Origin of the sequence: Lentilactobacillus dabitei (assembly GCF_019061365.1) — a bacterium.
GTDB lineage: Bacteria > Bacillota > Bacilli > Lactobacillales > Lactobacillaceae > Lentilactobacillus > Lentilactobacillus dabitei.
The window spans coordinates 17,923-37,522 of sequence record NZ_JAHPPD010000016.1 but is presented as its reverse complement, the minus strand read 5'-3'; the positions used below and the strand labels follow the sequence as shown (position 1 = coordinate 37,522).

Here is a 19,600-nt window from a genome sequence, read left to right as displayed (position 1 = left end):
ATTGCTGGGATAATTTTTCATAGCTTAAACTCGCTTTTTACATAGAAGTATATCAAAAATCATAGATCTTGGACAGCTTCTCTGGCGGCTCAGCCAAAGTCTTTGGTAAAGATGCCTGGAAAGAATCAGTCACAATTCATAAGGATTTAGCGTATGTTCCTGGGGATGTCTATCTCTGGTCGAACTTGACTGGTGGTCAAACAATTGATCTGTTGCTTCATATGTCGGGACAGACCCACACTGAGCGGACTGATGACTTGATCAAAGAGTTTAAGCTTGATACCAGTAAGAAGAATCGAACTTATTCGAAAGGTAACCGGCAAAAGGTGGCCTTAATTGCGGCTTTCTCAACTGACGTGTCATTGTATGTATTTGATGAACCAACTTCTGGGCTTGATCCGCTCAATGAACTGATTTTCCAACAAAAGGTTGCCCAACTTAAGGCGGCTGGCAAGAGTGTCCTGCTTTCCAGTCACATCCTGTCTGAAGTCGAAAAAATGTGCGATACGATTTCGATTATTCGCGAAGGCAGCGTGATTGAGACCGGCTCACTGGAATCAATGCAGCACCTGACCCGAAACTCGGTGGCGGTCACAACAGTGGCGCCGTTGGTTGGGTTGCAAAAGATGGCAGGGGTGTACCAACTGGACTTTAAAAATGATCAGAAAACCATCGCAGAATTTAGCGTTGATTCTGATCAAATAGGCAACGTGATGGCGAGTCTTTCGGCCAATAAAATTTTGCAACTGAAGACAACCCCACCAACACTGGAGGATTTGTTCTTACGCTATTACCACTCTGATAATGATCAAAAAGTAGGTGAGTAAAATGACACAGTACACACAGACTTTTGCATTGTTGAAAGCAAACTTCAAACGTGATTGGATTAAATTGCTGGTCTGGCTGCTGGTGTTAGCTGGGTTATTCGTTGCGGTTGCCGCAAAGTTTGAAGGCATATACGGCAATCAGCAACAATTGAATACCATTGCTCAAACATTACGATCACCTGCAATGAAGGCACTATTTGGGCCGTTAGCGCACGCTTCGATCAGTACGGCCGTTATCTTTGCGACCGAAATGGCCGTCTTTTGGGCGATCTTCATGGTGATCTTTAACTATTCAGTGGCAGTTGGCGCGAGCCGAGCTCAAGAGGAATCCGGTCTTACCGAAATGGTCCTTGGTGGACATCCAGTGGGGCGTTTGGCCCCATTGAGCGCTGCGGCTTTAGAGCTATTAATCGCGGATGGCTGTTTTGCAATCATCACGGGAATTGGGATGACCTTTGCGAACATGCCAGGTAGCGATAGTAACGGTAACTGGCTGTTTGCGGTTTCTTTAGCGGCAGTTGGCTGGACTTTCGGCATGATCTCGTTGATCTTTTCCCAACTGGTTGCCGACAGTCACAACGTTTTAATTTATAATTATGCGTTTTTTGGCCTCACCTATCTGGTCCGGATGATGACGGATGTTTCCAATCCCGATAACACTTGGTGGTCCCCCTTCGGCTGGATCGAAAAAACGGATATTTATATCAAGAATAATTGGCTCCCCGTTGCATTGTTCTTAATTTTAGGAAGCGTGGCATTTGGAATTGCGGTTGCACTGAACGTTAATCGGGATATCGATGCCGGCATCATTCAAGTCCGTGGCGGCAAGCGGCAGAGTCGTTTCCTGCGGGGTCCGGCAACCTTACTATTCTGGAACCAACGGTCGATTAGTTTATTTTGGATCATTGGTATGGCGGTTCTGGGTGCCAGTTACGGCTCAGTATTTAACAGTATTGGCAAGTTGGTGAACGATTCGCCAGTCATTAAAGAAGTTCTTGGCAGCAATGGCGTTCAAGCATTGGAGAAAAACCAAGTGTTGTCGTTTGTCGGCATTCTTGGGATTATTTTCACGGTCCTGGCGGTTATCGGTGGAGCAATGGTTATTAATCACTTGTACACCGAGGAACGGCGTGGCTACCTGCAGCTCGTTAATACTACCCCGCATAGTCGCTACTATCTATTAGCGACATATGTGCTGTATGGGGTGATCCTGGCAGTAGTAATTTTGTATGTCACCCTGATGACGACAATGGTGGTGGGCAATTCAACCTTGGCGCATTCGCTGCCAATCAGGTATTATAATAGAATATTTGTGGCAATGCTGCCTGTATTGATTCTATTCATGAGTACACTGGTCTGCTTCATCGGCATTCTGCCAAAACTGCGGTCAGTTGTTTGGATTCTGTTAGGCGGTTCGTTTGTCATTTCCTACTTTGGCCGCCTGATCGATTTACCAAATTGGGCAATGAAGATTTCGCCGTTTTATTGGTTCGATAAAGTTCCGATCCATGAAATCAACGCAGAACCGGTGTGGTGGCTGTTAGTCGTTGCGTTGGTATTGATCGTGATCGGCTTTGTCGGGTATCGTAAGCGAGACCTTGCGTAGTGACTTGCTTGGAGCAATTGGATCGACAATTAATCTAGGCAGCCTGGAATCGATTTAATGAAATTTAATTTGGCTTAGTGATTCTTAAACAATTGAGTAAAAAAGAAGGTCAATTCATGGCGAAACGATTACCACGTGATCCTCAAAAAGAGCAGGCAATTTTAACAGCGGCGGTGCAAGAATTTGGCAAGCGGGGTTATCGCGCCAGCACGGATAAGATCGCTGAAGTGGCCGATGTGTCAAAAGGGTCCGTGTTTAGATATTTTGATAATAAGCAACATTTGTATTACGCAGCCGTCAAACAGGCGATAGACACAATTATGGCGGTCGTTGATTTATCAGTCTGGACAGATTCGCAGGATTTGGTCAGTATGATCATTCGGGCGACCAAATATAAAACGGAGTTATCTCACAAGTTTCCGTTTGAATTTGAATTGCTACTGCGGGTGTATTCCAATGATTCCTTCGTCCCCAAGCCCATGCGAGAAAAAGTATTCGGGATGTTTCAAAAGCTTGAAACGGATTTAATGAACACAATCCTGACTTCAACTATTAGTCAACTGGATATTCGACCAGAGTTGAATGAAGCTGATGTTCGTGACTATCTGAAAATGTTTATTGGATCAATGTCTCAAATGGCCCAAACGTATTTTGAAAAGCATCCAGAAATCACCAAGATGGAAGATATGGGTGAGGTGATCGATCGGGTGAAGGTATATATGGATATATTGGAAAATGGGATTAGAGCGCGATAAGACCCGGTTTGACCCCGGAACGTAAGACAAAGCCGCCAATAATGAACGAATTTTGTTCATTGTTGGCGGCTTTGTCTTACGTGGTAGGGGTCAGGGTCATCAGAGCGCATTTTGGCATGGTAGTGGAGAACTTAAAAAAGATGATTTGCTGGTTCTTATAGCGTCAGTTTTGGTGAGCGCGTTTTATCTATGAAGAATAGGAGATTGTTAGATGTTTTAATACCGGGAGAAACCATGTCTTCCCTTATATAGTGGAAACGTGCTCTGACGACCCTGCCCCTTCCTGCATAAACAACGAGGGCAGAACACATATCAATTTTCAATCGATGATCATTCACCTAGATCGCCATAGCTACCAAGATAAAAGCTGCGCCAAACGGCTGATCCCAGAATTTAACAAAAATGACCAACTATTCCAAAATCAGGAATAATTGGTCATTTCGTTAAATTCTGGGATCAAAACGCCTATTGCCCCAGTCTCTATGGCATTACCAAGTCATAATGATTACCGACAATCGCTGTTCCACGATCATGGACAACGCCTTCACCAAGTGGCGTTTGAACGTGAGTGCCAAATGGAACGTCTGCAGGAGCTGCTACAATTAAGTAGCCGTCTGCATCATAACCACCGTGATTAGTGGTACCATCGGCGAATGCTGCACCGGTGTAATAGGTCCATTTCTTACCATTTTGGTAAACAACCCCTTGTGATTGGAATGCAGCCGGGGTGATTGTTGCGCTGCTGGTTGCGTCAGTTGAAGTATCTGAATTGTTATTGGAATTTGAAGCTGTATCAGCTACGATTGCATCCTTATGTTCATTGTGAATAGCAGTTGAAGTCTTCATGTTGGTCTTTGAAGCTTTATCATTGTTGCTAACTTTGAGCTTTTGGCCTACCATGATTAAATCAGCATCAGAAAGGTTGTTGCGTTTTGCAATTCCATTAACAGTGTCGTTAAATTTATCAGCAATGTTGGCAACGGTATCTCCGGACTTAACGGTATAGCTGTCGGCATTTGCGACAACGCCACTAAGACCTAAGAAACCAGTGATAACTGATAATGTAAGTAAACTCTTTTTGATAATAATGACCACCTTTTAGATTATCTATAACTAGAATTGGATCGAATACTTGAAATGTTGTTCTTCCATGGTTACTAAGTGAAAATGAAAGTGTGTTCCGGAACACATGGTAGATGTTAAACGGTAACTTGGAAGGTGATTGATCATTGAGGTAGATGAACCAGAAGCAATCACGCCGTATATAATATCAGATCATCGATAACCGTCAACAGCCGGTCGAAATAAGACAATTATGTGACAATGAATTCCTATGATAAATCAAGTATTTAGCCGACTTGTTACAAACACGTTAAATTTAAAAGTAATGGTTCCCATTAAATTTATGTAAATATGATGTAAATGAATTGGAAATGGGGATGAACAGCCAAAACGCTGTTGTTGGAAGGGCTAAGGTGGTGATTGCCAGCTTTCACGCTTGCTAGCAAAAAATAATCAGAAAAGGTGATGCTTTGATTTAATGAGCCGTTTCCGCAATAATGGGAGTAGTAAACAGGGAGATAAAAAATGGTAAAACAAGGTAGATTCGCTAAATCAAGCAAATTAAAACAAATCAAACAGATTAGACGACGGCTGCATCACCAACCTGGTCGCGTGATTGGGCCGGAACAATTTCAGAATTTTGTATTGGTCCGTTATGACTTGACTCTCAAGAAAAAATATCGTCATTCGGATAAAGAAACGATGCAGCGTTTCTTGATTGAATTATTAGGTGTTGCTGGGGCTGGACCGACTTGGCCAATGGCAACGCTGGTTACCAAAACCTTCAGCCAAATTGGAATTCGGGTGCCATATCAATTTTATCGGCAGGTTTTAAAAAATTGGGAATCCTTCAATCACTTCTTGGAACGTGAAATTCCGGCGGTACCGTTAAAAGAGCGAATTAGCTTGATAGATCTGGCTTCTACAGCTGATGTGGAACAAATTATTCTGCGCCAGCTGGCAGCTAATACACTGCTTTCAACGGGTAACCCGCAATTAATTAAACTGATGAGGCCTGCTCAGCTCGATTCCCTGGTTGCAAATTTGAGTTCCGATCAGGCGATTGATTGGCAGAAGGTTAAAGCTGTATTTGAACCCATTGGCTTTGATACGACCACCGCGCCGGATAGCGCAACTCAGCAATGGCTCAATGAATTAAAGGAGTTATAAAAATGGATTTACAGCACGCACTTGAATGTGTCAATTTAGTCCCGTTGTTTCGATCACTGCCACAAGCTCAAAAAGTGGAAGTTGCCAAGTTGATCGTTCAGCACGAATATGCCAAGGGAACAATCATTTATATGGCAGGCGATTCGGTTGGCCACTTTCTAATTCTGGAAGCTGGCCAAATCAAGATCTCCCAAGTTGCGGCCAACGGCAAAGAACAGTTATTGAAAGTAATGCAGCCAGGGGACTTTGATGGAGAATCCGCACTATTCAACGGGAATCAAAGGAATGTTACGGCCACGGCGCTGGTGGATTCAAATATTTGCCAAATTGATCAAGGGGCGTTTCAGGACTTGTTAAAAACCAGTTCTCAGTTAGCCGTTAAGTTGCTGGCGATTATGAGCAAGCAGATCAGTGAACTCCAAGAAGAAAAGACCTTGGCCTCAACAACGGATACCACTGGCAAGCTGGCCAAATATTTGTTGGAAACCAGCGCCGCTCTCGGAGATAAAATATTCAAATTACCACTCAAGAAAAAGGATATTGCAACTTATTTGGGGACCACGCCAGAAACAATCAGTCGAATTTTTAAACAGCTGACGACTGACGAAATCATTGAATCATCAGGGTCTACCGTGACGATTTTGGATGAGGATGCCCTGACTGATCTGGTTTAATTGTGGCCAATTTATTCTATAAATTTCGAAAACAATTGATTTATACGTACGAATATTTTACAATTAGAGGGTAAATGAAAATATTAATGGAGTTACTCTGGAGGATTATATAATGGATGAAAGTCGTGTGCGAGACGAAATTGTAAGCGGAAACATTTCGCTGGGTCTCGAATTAGGTTCTACAAGAATCAAGGCCGTCCTGGTGACAGATGATTTCCAAACAATTGCTTCTGGCGATTACCTTTGGGAAAACGAATTGGATAACGGCATTTGGACTTATCCAATAGACAAGATTTGGGATGGTATCCAAACCAGTTATGCAACTTTGGCATTGGAAGTTCATGATAAGTATGGTTGCGATCTTCAGAAGATCGGGTCAATCGGTGTCAGTGCCATGATGCACGGTTATATGGCATTTGATAAGAATGACGAGTTGTTAGTACCCTTTAGAACTTGGCGGAATAACATTACCGGCCAGGCTGCGGAAGCTTTGACCAAGTTGTTTGATTTCAATATTCCAGAACGTTGGAGTATTGCTCATTTATACCAAGCAATTTTGAATAACGAAGACCATGTTAAGAACGTTGATTTCTTTACAACACTTGCTGGTTACGTTACTTGGAAGTTGTCCGGTGAGAGGGCACTTGGTGTTGGGGATGCCTCTGGAATGTTTCCAATTGACGAACAGACGGTTAGCTACAATCAAGAGATGCTGGATAAGTTCAGTGCTCTTCCTGAAGTTCAGAAATACCCATGGAAGATTACCGACATTTTGCCTAAGGTCCTCCCGGCTGGTCAAAAAGTCGGTGAGCTGACGGATGCCGGTGCCAAATTGCTTGACCAGAGTGGTGAACTCCAAGGCGGTTCATTGATTGCGCCTCCTGAAGGGGATGCTGGTACTGGGATGGTTTCAACCAACAGTGTTAAGAAGCGGACTGGAAATATTTCAGCCGGAACTTCTGCATTCTCAATGGTTGTCTTGGATCGGCCTATGAAGGCTGTTCATCGTGATATTGATATGGTGACAACCCCAGATGGTGCACCAGTTGCCATGGTTCACACCAACAACAGTTCATCCGATATCAACGCTTGGGTAGGCTTGTTTGGTGAATTTGCCAAAGCACTTGGATTGCAACTCAAGCCTGATGATTTGTACGGGACTTTGTTCGCCGAATCAGTTAAGGGTGATCAAGATGCCGGTGGCTTGGTTAACTTTGCTTACCTTTCAGGTGAAAACATCACCCGGATGCCAGAAGGCCGACCATTATTTGTCCGTAAGCCAGACAGCAAGTTGAACCTCGCTAACTTCATCAAGCAACAAATTTATTCAGCCTTTGCCCCATTAAAGATTGGGATGGATATCTTGCTTCGCGAAGAACATATCAAGACCAGTGTACTGGTTGCCCAAGGTGGTATTTTCAAGACGCCGGTTGTTGCCCAACAAGTTCTGGCGGATGCCCTGAACACCCCAATTTCTGTAATGGAAAATGCCGGTGAGGGTGGTCCTTGGGGAATGGCAGTCTTGGCACTCTACTGTGTTAACCGTAAAGACGGCGAAGCATTGGAAGACTACTTGGAGAACCGTGTCTTCAAAGATTCAACCAAAGCAACGTTGTACCCAGAACCAGCCAGTGTCCAAGGTTATGACAAGTTCATCGACAACTACAAGGCAGCCCTTCCGGTTGAGGAGCAAGCGGTTAAGTCGATGAAAATGAAGTAGTGAGCGAAGCAAAGCGGTTAATAACCGGAACATAAGTCTCCGCAACCAGAAATCCTGGGCTTGGATTTTTGGTTGTGGTGCTTATGTGCAGGTTATTGCTTTGCGGAGCTGTCCTACTCCATATAACCAAGAACAACCACAATCTTAAAACCACAAACACGAAAGGTGATAAACAAAATGCTAGAAGATCTTAAACAAGAAGTATATGAAGCAAACATGAAACTTCCTAAGTTGGACTTGGTAACCTTCACTTGGGGAAATGTTTCAGCAATTGACCGTGACAAAGGCTTATTCGTTATCAAGCCATCAGGGGTTCCTTACGAAGATATGAAGCCTTCAGATATGGTCGTTGTTGATTTGGATGGTAAGGTTGTTGAAGGTGACTTGAATCCTTCAAGCGATACACCAACTCATACTTATCTCTATAATCATTTCCCAACCATTGGTGGTATTGTTCATACTCATTCACCTTGGGCTGTTTCATTTGCCGCAGCTAAGATGGATATCCCAGCTACTAGCACGACTCATGCCGACACATTCTACGGTGATGTTCCTTGTGCCCCAGCTTTGACGAAAAAACAAATCGAAGAAGCCTATGAGTTGAACACCGGTAAAGTGATCGTTGACGAATTTGAACGCCGCGGAATTGACCCAGATGCTGTTCCTGCAGTTCTAGTTAGCCAACATGGTCCATTTGCATGGGGCCCAACTGCCGACAAAGCGGTTTATAACGCTAAGGTACTTGAAGTTTCAGCTGAAATTAGCTATCACACATTACAATTAACTCGTGACGAAACCCATGTGCCACAATATCTGTTGGATAAGCATTACTATCGTAAGCATGGTAAGAATGCTTACTATGGTCAAAATAATGCCAAATCTAAGAGTCACGCAGAACACGAATAGAGTGCTGAAAGGAACGTTTTTGGCGCGGTAATATAAGGGCCAGTTCCCTGAGGCACGCTTTCTACTAAGTCCGGGTTGATCCGGAGAATAAGATATGAGCTCCAATGATGAACGTTCTTTGTTTATCGTTGGGGCTCTTTTTTATGTAGTAGGGTTAGGTCCGCGAGAGCACATTTCGTCAATTTAAATTGCAAATGCCAGACTCTCCGATTGAGGCAACTGCGTGCTTCGAATATTCGCCATATGCGATGACGCTCAAATCCTTGCACATTCCTTCCCAACCGCTTACACTGACCAAAAATAAGTGGAGGCGGTTACCATGACAAATTCTCCGTTAGTCACCATTTCGATTCCAGCTTACAATTTGGGATCTTATTTAAAGAAAACGATGCAGAGTATTTTTAATCAGACCTATCAGAATTTTGAAATTATTTTAGTTGATGATGCGTCAACCGATGACACTGCGACCGCAATTTCTGAGCTTGCCAAGCAGGATGAGCGAATTCATCCTTATTATTATGATGAGCATGAAGGGGTCTCGAAGGCTCGCAATTATGCGATTGATCATGCCAATGGGGAAATTATTGTGTTTGTTGACGGCGATGATCTACTGGCTTCAAATTATCTTGAAGTCATTGTTGCCGGATTGGCAGATAAGGCTGTTGATATGGCCGCAGTTGGGTACGCCTGGGGATGGCGTGGCGGTGGCAGGTTGTCTGCCGATGCCAAATTCCAATCCGTTTCAAAGCAAGAAGCATTTGATTCAATTAATTATCGCGGCGCCGAAATTGGTGGATATACTTGGAATAAAGGGTTTAGGCTTTCGGTGATTCGTGACCATCAGATTCGGTTCGATGAAACCTTAGAGCTGGCTGAAGATCTCCTGTTTACGGCGGATTACATTGCCGCCTCTCATCGGTTCGTCTATTATGCAGCGCCGTTATACACCAAAGTGAGTCGGGGTAACAGCATTATCCACTCTGCGACAATGGGGATGAGGCGAAAGGAACAGGTGGTTCGGCAGCATATCGATGAAATGAGCCGTCATCTGCAACCTTAAAAAAGTGAGCGGAACAGGATCGTCGTTAGCTTGCGAGAAAATGCTGGCGCTATTAAATACCACATTTGGCTTTTCTGGGTAAATTTTATTTAAAGATTCTCAATTTGATTTTCCAAATCTTAAAATTTAAGTTAGGATAGTGCCATCTGTAATTTAGAAATTTAGGAGGTACCTGGTTTGCGGAAAGCCACCTCGAAAGTTAAACAAAGCCCATTTTTACAAATTGTCGTTATAGTGATGGCTGCCATCATTGCTTTCTCAACGACTGCGACACCTTCAGCCCGTGCGAAAAAATTGCCGGCATTTCAGGCTAAGGAAGCTTATGTCATGGATGCCAAGACCGGTCAAGTGCTGTATCAGAAAAACGCCGATGCCAAGCGGCCGATCGCCAGTTTGTCAAAATTAATGACCCTCTATTTGACCAAGAAAGCGATTGATGCGCATAAGATCAAATGGGATCAGAAAGTACCCGTTGACGAAGAATTAATCAAAATGAGTAAGGATCCCACTTTAGGGGGATTTAGAATTAAGCGCTCTGGCGAATTTACCGTTAAGGATTTATACAAAGCCGCCCTGATCGCTTCTTCGAATTCTGCCGCGATTGCCCTCGGAAAATTAGTGGGTGGTGGCAATAACACCCAATTTATTTACATGATGAACCAGCAAGCTCAAAAATGGGGAATTGAGGCAACCTTTGTTAGCAGCTCTGGCCTCGATAACACCGATTTGAAGAAATATCATTATCAGGTACCTCATACGACCAGCAAAGCCCAAAACATGGTCAGCGCTTCTGCCATTTCTCAAGTGGCGGCTAAAGTGCTCGCCGAATTCCCGACGATTACCAAGTGGAGTAGTCAGTCGACGATGAAGGTTGGTAAACAATGGTTAGTTAACTCCAACAGCTTGTTGAAGAACAAAGTTTATTACCGAAAAGCGAATCACGTTGATGGGTTGAAGACCGGCTATACAATTAATGCCGGTCTCTGTCTCACGGTTACTTTTTGGCACAATGGCCGTCATTTGATTGCCACCATTATCGATAGTAATTCGGTATTCACGTCGATGGATCGATTGATTCAACAGATTGATAAAAAGTATCAAAAGGTGAGTGTGAACGTGAAAGCCCATCAATTTAAGATCGGCAATCAATTGCTAACGGCAACGCCACAAGAATCACAAACCGCCATTTGGCGCCAGAATGCCAACCAAAAGCCCCAATCAGTTAAGTATCGTTTGACCCAAAAGACCGGGCAAGTGACCAAAGGCGACTCTGTTGGCTATGCGGAGGTGGGACTTTCTAATAGTCGTGGGGTGGCAAAGGTGCCAATGATTGCTGAAGCGACGATTAAACCAAATCAGCAGGCAAAACAAGCAAAAAAGACGCATCACCACTCACTGTTAAGCTCGATTGGCAATATGTTGATTGGTATTTTTACGGGGATTTATAAGCTGATGGTGAATTTTGCTAAGTTTATGGCTCGGTAGTTGGATCGGATCATAGGGGCCAATTGGGATGCCTGATCCGATCACAGGAGCTACCGGTCTTAAAGATTACTGAATGAAGTTTCTGCTGATTATCAAAAGATTATGAGCGTCGAACCAACTTAAGCTAGGCAGGTCCAAACAAAACGGGTAACTATTCCAATCCGAATGGTTACCCGTTTTTCTTTGGCTTTTTTAAAATGAAATTGTGTGTAAGGGACACAATACAGGGTTCATAACCAACTGGGGTATCCAACACCCACCAAAATGTCATGACTTTTTACACTTTTGAAACATAATTTTTGCCTTCAATTTACATCACCTTGTTAATCTATAAGTACATCGTAAATAGGACAGCTGCTCCAAGCAGGGATCTGCATGTAAGCACCTCGAACAAAAATTCCCAAACCCGGAATTTTCGTTCCAGGCGACTTACCCTCCGATCCCTAAACGCTTGGATCTGCTCACTTATTTTAGGACAGCTGCGTAAAGCAACAATCTGCATGTAAGCACCTTAGCGAAAAATTCCAAGACCGGGAATTTCTCCCCAAGGCGACTTACATTCCGATTGTTAACCGCTTTACTCCGCTCACTTACTTTTAGACAGCTGCGTAAAGCAGAAACCTGCACGTAAGCACCACTGAGAAAAATTCCAAAACCAGGAATTCCTCTCAGCAGCGACTTACGCTCCGGTTTCTAACCGCTTTACTCCGCTCACTTATTTTAGGAGGGTTTCATGATGACTATTAGTCACGGTTTAAAACGAGTAATCGGTCTTTTGTCAATTGTCGGGGTTGCGTTATTGTTTGCGGGGTGTTCCAAGTCTGCGGCAACCAAAACAACGCACATTACATATTGGCACGTTAACGCTGAAACACAGGGTGGGACATCTGTTAATAAGCTCGTTAAAGAGTTTAACAAGACCCACAAGCACATCAAGGTAACTGCTAAATACAATCCAAATATGTATCAAGGATTGATGCAGAATTTACAATCCGCTCAGGCATCTGGAAAAGTGCCGGATATCGTTCAGGTTGGTTGGGCATTCACGAACTACTTCTCTGACAATTTCAAGTACATGACGCCAACTGACGCAGCTCAAAAATTTGACAAGAGCAAGAGTGCCATTACGAATAACTTTTCGACCCAGTCGTTATCCTTCGCTAAAAACGCCAAAGGTAAGTTAGTCGGGTTGCCATACTCATTGAGTACGCCAATTCTGTTTACCAATGACAGTATGCTTGCTAAATATGGGATTAAAAAGAGCAGCTTGAGTACTTGGGAAGGCGTCCAAGCAGCTGCCAAGACCATCAAGCAAAAGAGCGGCAACTATGGCGTCTATATTCAAGAACCCGCTGATACCTGGGCGCAACAAGCAATGATGTTAAGCAATGGTGCGCAAATTAAAAATTCGGCCGGTAAAGCAGCGTTTGCCAGTGCTCAGGGTGTCAAAGCTTATCAACTATACAGGACATGGTTTTAAAGGATAAAGCCGCGATTCATACGCCTTGGGCACAAGGGATGGACGATTTCACCAATGGCAAAGTGGCCATGGCGTTCACAACCGTTGCTCAAGCCTCACACATTAAACAAAGTGTCAGCTTCAAGGCTTCCTCACAAATTGCCCCAACCTTTAAGGGCAATAAGCTGACGGTTCCAGTTGGTGGGTCAATGTTAGCCCTCACTTCTCAGGACAGTGCCAAGCAAAAAGCGGCTTGGACCTTTGAAAAGTGGCTCTATAAAAATGATTCACTGTTAACTTGGGACAAGGGAACTGGATACTTGCCACCAACAAAGACTGCCTTAGATTCAGCTCAATTTAAGAAGTACTTGGCTGCCAACCCAATGATTAAACCAGCTACCCAAGAATTGACCAACGCCGTTCCTTGGACATCATTCCCTAAAAATGGGTTAGATGCTGAACAGGACATGATTGATGCCCGGGACAAGATTTTAACCGGCAGCAATGTTGCCCAGACACTCAAGGCTGCACAGGAGAAGATTAATGCTCAACAATAATTCACAAATTGAAAAGGCTGTTAACAGTCGTTCTGGCCCGCGGGTTTCCCGCAAGCCGCGAGGACGGCTTTTGCCATTTCTATACCTACTACCATCGGCACTGTTATTACTGGTGTTCATGATCGTTCCAATTGGCTATACATTTTACCTGAGCTTCTTTAATTGGAACCTGATTGCCCCAACTAAGCAGTTTGTCGGCTTGGCAAATTACGTCAATGTCTTCACCGACCCAACGAACCAGAAAGTGATTTTAAATACGCTCGTCTACATTGTCCTATTGGTGATTTTAAACTTTATCATTCCATATTTCATTTCGCTAATTGTCAATTTCTTCATTGGCAAAATGAAGGGGCCTTACAAAATCCTGTTCTTCATTCCCAGCTTGTTCTCGTTAGTGGTTGGCGCGATGTTGTTCTCATGGATTTTGAATCCCGTTTCTGGCCCACTGGCACTCTTCCTCAGGGATTTTGGCATGAAAGTGCCTCAATGGACCAATTCCGGTGCCATGGCAATTGTCGTGATTTGTCTGATTACCAATTGGAAAGTGTTTGGTTATAATTTCATTTTACTGCTCACCGGTTTAGGAGCCGTCCCGCGCAACATTCTTGATGCCGCCGCTTTGGATGGGATTCCCAAGTTGCGGGTCATTTGGAACATTGTGCTGCCACTGAATAAAGGCGTGGCAATCTATGTCTTCATTTTGACAATCGTTCAAGGGTTGCAGTATGTCTTTACGCCAATCAACGTCATCACGCAAGGTGGCCCCTACTATGGGTCGTCTAACTTGCTGTATCACACGTACCTCAATGCGTTTGTCCTTTACAAAACCGGGAACGCGTCCGCATTGGCAACCGTGACCTTTGTGATCTTCTTGATTCTATTATTCATTGAAATCAAATTCGTTGAGGGGAGGAAACGAGATGCTGACTGAAAAACGGAACTGGGGTTGGCACATTCTACTGATCCTCATTATTTTGGCGATTATGCTGCCAGTGGTGTTCATGATTTCCAACTCATTTAAGACCCTGCAGGAATCGTACCATTCAATTTTGCAGCTGATCCCATCCCAGCCAACGTTGGGCAATTATTTAACGCTGAACAAGCAGATCAACCTGCTGCGGATGGTTGCCAACACTTTCTTGATGGCAATGATTGTCACGCTTGGAAAAGTCGGAACTGGATTATTGGCAGCTTATGCATTCCAGAACTTTCATTTTAAAGGTAAACGACTCATTTACTTTATCTTTGTGGCGACCATTTTTGTGCCGTTCACAACGGTGATGATTCCAAACTATTTGTTAATCGCGAAAATGAACTTGCTTAATAACGTGATCGGGGTGGCGCTGCCCCAAATGTGTGATGCAACTGGGATTATGTTGTTTATCAAAGCGATGGAAAAAATTCCCAGCAGTCTCACTGAATCAGCTAAAGTTGACGGAATCCCCAGCCGGCGAATTTTTATGAACATCATTATTCCGTTACTAAAGCCCAGTATCATCAGTGTAGGGGCAATCTTTTTTATCAATAGTTGGAACGAATACGTTTGGCCAACATTGGTATTGAAAGATAAAAGCAGTTTCACGCTGCCACTGGCTTTACAAAACTATATTTCAAGCGAAGGTGGGACTAACTTCCCATTGGCGATGGCACTGGCCGTCATTATGATTGTGCCGCCACTGCTGATCTACATGGTTTTCCAGAAGTATATTTTGAATAGCATTAGCAGCTCAGGACTAAAGTGAGGATGATTTAATGGAAAATACTGGTTTCCCAATTGAGTTAGATGACATGTCGAAAAGTTACAACAAGAAAACAAATGTGATTGATAAAATGGATCTGTCGGTGGTCCCCGGGGAGTTCTTAGTATTGTTGGGACCGTCAGGTTGTGGGAAATCAACCACCTTACGGATCATCGCCGGTCTCGAAGCGCCCACGGGTGGCAAGCTGTTGATTGCCGGGCAAGATGCCACTAAGATGACCAGCCTACAACGCAGTATTGCAATGGTGTTTCAAGATTATGCACTCTACCCGAACATGACGGTTTACCAAAATTTGGAGTATGCGTTGCGCGTTCACAAGGTTCCTAAGCAAATCCGCCAGCAACGATTGTCTTCGATTCTGGCTTCACTGAATTTAACAAATTACAAGGATCGCTACCCAAGCCAATTGTCTGGTGGTCAAAAACAACGGGTTGCTTTGGGGAGAGGGATGGCGAAAAAGAGCCGAATCTTTCTATTAGATGAGCCATTATCAAACATTGATGTCCAGCTGCGAGAAAAGGCCCGTGACGAAATTCAGAAACTCCACGAGCAAAATGGGCAAACCATTATTTACGTGACCCATGACCAGCAGGAAGCAATGGCACTGGGGGATCGGATCGCCGTCATTAACGATGGCAAGATTCAGATGATTGATACGCCCGAAAATCTGTACCATAATCCGGCCAATTTATTTGTGGCTCAGTTCGTGGGCACACCCCAGATTAATGTGTTCAAGGTGACCTACTTTAATCACCAATTGTTAGATATAAGCGGCGCCGTTGTGGCCAACCTGGCTCCTTATCAGACGACTGATTTGCAAGAAGACACCGATTACTTAGTCGGAATTCGGCCTGAAAACGTGAGCCTGTCGGAAGATCCAACAGGGGCTGATTTTCCCGCTGAAGTTGAATCCGTTGTTGACTACGGTCGTTATAAGCAACTAACCCTCAAAGTGTTTGACCGCTTGGAAATCAAGTCGGTCGTGACCAGCTGGGATGCCGGGGTTGACCAGACGGTTTACGCTAAATTATCCCGCAAGGAACTGTTATTATTTGATGCCCAGAACCACGAACGGATTGAAGCCAATCAGAATTCAAAATATGAATTGGAGTGATCAAAAATGGTCTATAAAATTGTTCAAATTACCGATACGCATTTAACCCCGGAAGGCGGCCAGCCTGCCAATCATCAGCAGATTGATCCGGCTGATAAACTGCAGGACGTTTTTGACGACATTTATACGACTAACGTGGATCCCGACTTGATTGTGATCACCGGCGACCTGATTCATGAAGGCAAAGCAGCCGATTATCATCATTTAAGGCACATTTTGGCTCAGCAACAGGAACGACTGATGGCCCCAATTAAAGTGATTTTGGGGAATCATGACCGAACTCGGCCATTTTACGATGGTTATTTAAAGCGGCCGTATCGAAGCCGTTATTACTATAAGATTGTTGGCGCCGAATGGGATTTTTACTTTCTTGATACTAAATGCGGGGATTTAGAACAGGGCTATATTGACCAGGCGCAACTGGATTGGCTTCAGGATAAGTTGGCAAGGTCCGCTAAACCAGCATTGATTTTCATGCACCATCCGTTGCCGGGAGCGCCATTAAAAAACATGGCCTACAGCATTCTGCAGAATGGCGATGACTTGATGAACGTGATTCATGGCAGCAATGTCCAAGCCATTTTTTCCGGCCATGTTCATTTTGCGAATACTTACCAGATTGGGGATATTCTAAATGTCGTTGCGGATTCAACCGCTTATCATATCAACTGTTCCAATGCTCACGAACACTTTGTGACCGATGCGACTGCCTACAATGTGATTCATTTGGATGAGCAAGGCATCGGCGTTGAACAGCGACCGTTACGATTGGGGTCAACAACCATTAACCGATTCAAGATTCCAAACACGGGCTTCGTGGATCAGGCATTGATCATGAATGAAATTAATCGGGTGTTGAGTTAGAAAGCCTTTTTGGTGGTAATCGCCTCTTTTATCGTCTATGATGTTTGGGTGTTGATAGTTACATAAACCAACAACCGGAACATCACCACAACTTAGTGTCAAAATTGGGATCTCCGGTTGTGTTAAGCGTTTTGTCACGCTCACGGGGGGATGACGATGGAAGAAGAACAACAAATTGGGGCATACGAACGGTTATTAAGTGGTGCCTTATTAGCGATGGCCGCTGGGGCACTTGATTCCTATACTTATCTTGAGGACGGTGGCGTTTTTGCCGGATTGCAAACGGGTAACTTAATTCTGACCGGGCTGCGAATCGGCCGCGGAGAATACGGGGATATCTTACAGGCAGTCGTGTCACTGCTCATGTTCATGGTCGGCGTTGCAATCATCAGAACCGTTCAGTATCACTATCCGGTTGAACGGATTGTCAGACGGCGGGTGATTACGTTGGCATTTGAAATTTTGCTATTTATCGTCGTCAGCATTATTGCCGATCGGGTGTCCGAACTCGTAACGACTGGGATGCTGGCACTGGCTGCCGCCTCTCAACTTCAAGAGTTTCGAACACTGAAAAATGGGCCGTTTACGTCACTTATGATGACCGGAAACGTCCGTACTTTGGCTGAGAGTGTCCTTGATTTCTTTGCTCAAGACGACAAGCGGGCACTCAAAAAAGCCGGTGACATTTCAACCATCATCGGCTCGTTCTTTGTTGGTGCGTTATTAAATGGTTACTTGGTTCAGTACTTTCATGGCCAAACGATTCTCCTTGCAGCGGTGATTTTGCTGCTGGCGATCGTATTTGGAAAATAATCACGAGTTCAACTTGGAATAGAGGACCATGTCCCTGAATTGCCCATTATAAAAAGCATATTGCTTCAAAATAGCATCTTGATGAAATCCGCAGCGTTCAGCGACGTTGCGGCTTTTTTGATTTTCCACGTCTGCTAGAATTTCCAAACGGTTGATATTCAGGTCGTTAAAGGCAATGGTCGTCAACGCTGACACGGCGAGGTGCATGATCCCCTGTCCCTGAAAGCGGCGGGCTAACCAGTAGCCCATTTGGCAGCGAGAGTGCTCGTGAGCAAATTCGTGGAGATCAATCATCCCAGCTGGTTCCCCGTTGAATAGGATGATCGCAAACCAGAAATCACCCTTTGCCATTTTTTCAATCCCATACTGCAGAAAATTGATTTCGTCATTTGGTGAGAGAGTCGTTTTTGCCCAGGGCAGCCATTTGCCCAATTCATGGCGATCTTCGTCGATTAAAGCAAGGAGCTCGGCTGCGTTAGTCTTTTCTGGTAATTTGAATGCAATCTTATCGTTGATTTGGTTGATAAACATCGTTTGGCCTCCAATTTAGCTGTTAGAATAAGTATAGCCTAATCTTTTTGAAGATGACGGAGGAATTTAGATGTTCAAATTAGTTGGCAACGAAGAAAATAAACCCTTTATGGAAAAATACATGCGCAATCAGTTCCCGTTTTTGGGAGTAAAGACACCAGAGCGCAAGGCCCAATCGAAAGAACTTATTCGCCAATCAAAACAATTAGCGTTAACTGAATTGTTTGCGGAGATTGATCGTCTGTACCAGCTAGAGGAACGTGAATATCAGTACGTTGCAATTGATCTGGCTTATGCCAATGTTAATCGATTGGAATTCACCGATTTGAAAAAATTGACCGCTTATATTCAACTCAAATCCTGGTGGGATACCGTGGATGCCTGGCGGAAAATATTCGGGACATATGTGGTGAAACATCCAGCCGAGAAGGATGCCGTTTTTTACTTATTTTATGCTCATGATAATTTCTGGATGCGGCGAGTGGGAATTTTGCTCCAACTGTTGGAGAAGGAGACGTTAGACCCCCGGTTGCTCACTCAAGCGATCGAATATGATAGCAATACTGATGAGTTTTTTATCCAAAAGGCGATTGGTTGGGCATTACGAAATTACAGTAAGTATAATCCGGCGTGGGTGAAGGCGTTTATTGAAAGCCATTCCTTGTCTCAATTGGCGGTTAAAGAAGGGTCGAAGATTATCAACAAAAAATGAGTGAGGATTGAAAGAACGCTAAGGCGTCATAGCCAAAGTCAGCAGCACTTCCTGATAGGGATAGGACTACTGCAAAGGGTTTGATCTAATAGGATGCAAAAAGACCAACGAATAAACAAAACGCGTTCATCCATTGGTTCCTTTAAGAGTGATACCGGCTGTCAAAACTGGTTATTAATGCCTTGGCGTCATTCGCTTATTGCCATGACGGCGGTCACCCAACTCAAAGCCGGCAACCACAATAATAGCTGCGATGAGGAATGACAACAGGCCAGGTAATATGTTTGTGAAGCCAAAACTTGCCACGATTGATGCAAAAATCGTTCCCACTACAAGTGTCAAGAAACCAATTAACGTGATTTTCAAGTTCTCATCCATAAGATCGCTCCCCCGTACTATTAATTGTTAAGATCGCAAGCATTTCGCGGTAATATGGTGATTATTTGGAACCCATGAACGCAAATTGTTTGCGCTTTCTTTACACTTACATTGTAACGCATCTGCTGGTTAAAGACAGCAGTTTGC

General features: G+C 44.1%; 19 protein-coding genes and 1 pseudogene. 17 read left to right on the top strand and 3 right to left on the bottom strand.

Annotation, left to right across the window (positions count from 1 at the left end; genetic code table 11):
* Nucleotides 1-80: 80 nt before the first annotated feature.
* The 3 genes and pseudogenes from KTE19_RS04110 to KTE19_RS04100 all read left to right on the top strand — a co-directional run.
* Nucleotides 81-827: pseudogene (locus KTE19_RS04110) on the top strand (ATP-binding cassette domain-containing protein); the annotation flags it as partial.
* Between the two features lies 1 nt (nt 828).
* Nucleotides 829-2,433, top strand: coding sequence for an ABC transporter permease (locus KTE19_RS04105; RefSeq protein WP_217341681.1), 1,605 nt, complete (start codon nt 829-831; stop codon nt 2,431-2,433).
* 116 nt (nt 2,434-2,549) lie between these two features.
* On the top strand, nt 2,550-3,188 hold the full coding sequence (locus KTE19_RS04100) for a TetR/AcrR family transcriptional regulator (protein ID WP_217162735.1): 639 nt from the start codon (nt 2,550-2,552) through the stop codon (nt 3,186-3,188).
* Between the two features lie 480 nt (nt 3,189-3,668).
* Here KTE19_RS04100 and KTE19_RS04095 read toward each other — a convergent pair whose 3' ends face one another.
* The gene (locus KTE19_RS04095) at nt 3,669-4,283 is read right to left on the bottom strand and encodes a LysM peptidoglycan-binding domain-containing protein (RefSeq protein ID WP_217162737.1); all 615 of its coding nucleotides are present in this window, start codon (nt 4,281-4,283) and stop codon (nt 3,669-3,671) included.
* 492 nt (nt 4,284-4,775) lie between these two features.
* Here KTE19_RS04095 and KTE19_RS04090 point away from each other — a divergent pair, with 492 nt between their 5' ends.
* The 13 genes from KTE19_RS04090 to KTE19_RS04035 all read left to right on the top strand — a co-directional run bounded on the left by KTE19_RS04090 (nt 4,776) and on the right by KTE19_RS04035 (nt 17,832).
* The gene (locus KTE19_RS04090; RefSeq protein ID WP_217162738.1) at nt 4,776-5,420 is read left to right on the top strand and encodes a hypothetical protein; all 645 of its coding nucleotides are present in this window, start codon (nt 4,776-4,778) and stop codon (nt 5,418-5,420) included.
* A 2-nt stretch (nt 5,421-5,422) separates the two neighbouring features.
* The gene (locus tag KTE19_RS04085) at nt 5,423-6,094 is read left to right on the top strand and encodes a Crp/Fnr family transcriptional regulator (RefSeq protein ID WP_217162740.1); all 672 of its coding nucleotides are present in this window, start codon (nt 5,423-5,425) and stop codon (nt 6,092-6,094) included.
* Between the two features lie 112 nt (nt 6,095-6,206).
* Nucleotides 6,207-7,814 (top strand): xylulokinase, encoded by a 1,608-nt coding sequence (locus KTE19_RS04080; protein WP_217341680.1) that lies wholly within the window; start codon nt 6,207-6,209, stop codon nt 7,812-7,814.
* Between the two features lie 177 nt (nt 7,815-7,991).
* Nucleotides 7,992-8,720 carry an L-ribulose-5-phosphate 4-epimerase gene (locus tag KTE19_RS04075; protein WP_054748588.1) on the top strand — a complete coding sequence of 243 codons (729 nt, stop codon included), beginning with the start codon at nt 7,992-7,994 and terminating at the stop codon, nt 8,718-8,720.
* 319 nt (nt 8,721-9,039) lie between these two features.
* Entirely contained in the window at nt 9,040-9,780 is a 741-nt protein-coding gene (locus KTE19_RS04070; RefSeq protein ID WP_217341679.1) for a glycosyltransferase family 2 protein, read from the top strand.
* A 177-nt stretch (nt 9,781-9,957) separates the two neighbouring features.
* Complete coding sequence (locus tag KTE19_RS04065) at nt 9,958-11,265, top strand: D-alanyl-D-alanine carboxypeptidase family protein (protein ID WP_249778429.1); 1,308 nt, start codon at nt 9,958-9,960, stop codon at nt 11,263-11,265.
* Nucleotides 11,266-11,998: 733 nt separating this feature from the next.
* A complete protein-coding gene (locus KTE19_RS13905) occupies nt 11,999-12,745 on the top strand; it encodes an ABC transporter substrate-binding protein (protein ID WP_249778577.1) in 747 nt (248 codons plus the stop codon).
* Nucleotides 12,746-12,783: 38 nt separating this feature from the next.
* Entirely contained in the window at nt 12,784-13,281 is a 498-nt protein-coding gene (locus KTE19_RS13900) for an extracellular solute-binding protein (protein WP_249778576.1), read from the top strand.
* Nucleotides 13,268-14,212: a carbohydrate ABC transporter permease gene (locus KTE19_RS04055; RefSeq protein ID WP_217341678.1), complete on the top strand. Its 945-nt coding sequence runs from the start codon at nt 13,268-13,270 to the stop codon at nt 14,210-14,212. The genes KTE19_RS13900 and KTE19_RS04055 overlap by 14 nt, the downstream gene beginning before the upstream one ends.
* Nucleotides 14,202-15,023: a carbohydrate ABC transporter permease gene (locus KTE19_RS04050; RefSeq protein ID WP_217162748.1), complete on the top strand. Its 822-nt coding sequence runs from the start codon at nt 14,202-14,204 to the stop codon at nt 15,021-15,023. The genes KTE19_RS04055 and KTE19_RS04050 overlap by 11 nt, the downstream gene beginning before the upstream one ends.
* 10 nt (nt 15,024-15,033) lie before the next feature.
* Nucleotides 15,034-16,155, top strand: coding sequence for an ABC transporter ATP-binding protein (locus KTE19_RS04045; protein WP_217341677.1), 1,122 nt, complete (start codon nt 15,034-15,036; stop codon nt 16,153-16,155).
* 6 nt (nt 16,156-16,161) lie between these two features.
* On the top strand, nt 16,162-17,019 hold the full coding sequence (locus KTE19_RS04040; protein WP_217162752.1) for a metallophosphoesterase family protein: 858 nt from the start codon (nt 16,162-16,164) through the stop codon (nt 17,017-17,019).
* 156 nt (nt 17,020-17,175) lie between these two features.
* A complete protein-coding gene (locus tag KTE19_RS04035) occupies nt 17,176-17,832 on the top strand; it encodes a YoaK family protein (RefSeq protein WP_249778431.1) in 657 nt (218 codons plus the stop codon).
* Here the strand turns inward: KTE19_RS04035 and KTE19_RS04030 are convergent, their stop codons facing one another.
* Entirely contained in the window at nt 17,833-18,363 is a 531-nt protein-coding gene (locus KTE19_RS04030; RefSeq protein ID WP_217341676.1) for a GNAT family N-acetyltransferase, read from the bottom strand.
* A 70-nt stretch (nt 18,364-18,433) separates the two neighbouring features.
* Between KTE19_RS04030 and KTE19_RS04025 the strand changes: the two genes are divergently transcribed.
* Nucleotides 18,434-19,075, top strand: coding sequence for a DNA alkylation repair protein (locus KTE19_RS04025; protein WP_217341675.1), 642 nt, complete (start codon nt 18,434-18,436; stop codon nt 19,073-19,075).
* Nucleotides 19,076-19,249: 174 nt separating this feature from the next.
* Here the strand turns inward: KTE19_RS04025 and KTE19_RS04020 are convergent, their stop codons facing one another.
* A complete protein-coding gene (locus KTE19_RS04020) occupies nt 19,250-19,453 on the bottom strand; it encodes a hypothetical protein (RefSeq protein WP_217162762.1) in 204 nt (67 codons plus the stop codon).
* Nucleotides 19,454-19,600: the final 147 nt, after the last annotated feature.

Excerpts from the sequence above, each read along its gene's own strand:
- KTE19_RS04105 (WP_217341681.1), top strand. The coding sequence starts at position 829 with ATGACACAGTACACACAGACTTTTGCATTGTTGAAAGCAAACTTCAAA.
- KTE19_RS04100 (WP_217162735.1), top strand. The coding sequence starts at position 2,550 with ATGGCGAAACGATTACCACGTGATCCTCAAAAAGAGCAGGCAATTTTA.
- KTE19_RS04090 (WP_217162738.1), top strand. The coding sequence starts at position 4,776 with ATGGTAAAACAAGGTAGATTCGCTAAATCAAGCAAATTAAAACAAATC.
- KTE19_RS04085 (WP_217162740.1), top strand. The coding sequence starts at position 5,423 with ATGGATTTACAGCACGCACTTGAATGTGTCAATTTAGTCCCGTTGTTT.
- KTE19_RS04080 (WP_217341680.1), top strand. The coding sequence starts at position 6,207 with ATGGATGAAAGTCGTGTGCGAGACGAAATTGTAAGCGGAAACATTTCG.
- KTE19_RS04075 (WP_054748588.1), top strand. The coding sequence starts at position 7,992 with ATGCTAGAAGATCTTAAACAAGAAGTATATGAAGCAAACATGAAACTT.
- KTE19_RS04070 (WP_217341679.1), top strand. The coding sequence starts at position 9,040 with ATGACAAATTCTCCGTTAGTCACCATTTCGATTCCAGCTTACAATTTG.
- KTE19_RS13905 (WP_249778577.1), top strand. The coding sequence starts at position 11,999 with ATGATGACTATTAGTCACGGTTTAAAACGAGTAATCGGTCTTTTGTCA.
- KTE19_RS13900 (WP_249778576.1), top strand. The coding sequence starts at position 12,784 with ATGGACGATTTCACCAATGGCAAAGTGGCCATGGCGTTCACAACCGTT.
- KTE19_RS04055 (WP_217341678.1), top strand. The coding sequence starts at position 13,268 with ATGCTCAACAATAATTCACAAATTGAAAAGGCTGTTAACAGTCGTTCT.
- KTE19_RS04050 (WP_217162748.1), top strand. The coding sequence starts at position 14,202 with ATGCTGACTGAAAAACGGAACTGGGGTTGGCACATTCTACTGATCCTC.
- KTE19_RS04045 (WP_217341677.1), top strand. The coding sequence starts at position 15,034 with ATGGAAAATACTGGTTTCCCAATTGAGTTAGATGACATGTCGAAAAGT.
- KTE19_RS04040 (WP_217162752.1), top strand. The coding sequence starts at position 16,162 with ATGGTCTATAAAATTGTTCAAATTACCGATACGCATTTAACCCCGGAA.
- KTE19_RS04035 (WP_249778431.1), top strand. The coding sequence starts at position 17,176 with ATGGAAGAAGAACAACAAATTGGGGCATACGAACGGTTATTAAGTGGT.
- KTE19_RS04030 (WP_217341676.1), bottom strand. The coding sequence starts at position 18,363 with ATGTTTATCAACCAAATCAACGATAAGATTGCATTCAAATTACCAGAA.
- KTE19_RS04025 (WP_217341675.1), top strand. The coding sequence starts at position 18,434 with ATGTTCAAATTAGTTGGCAACGAAGAAAATAAACCCTTTATGGAAAAA.
- KTE19_RS04020 (WP_217162762.1), bottom strand. The coding sequence starts at position 19,453 with ATGGATGAGAACTTGAAAATCACGTTAATTGGTTTCTTGACACTTGTA.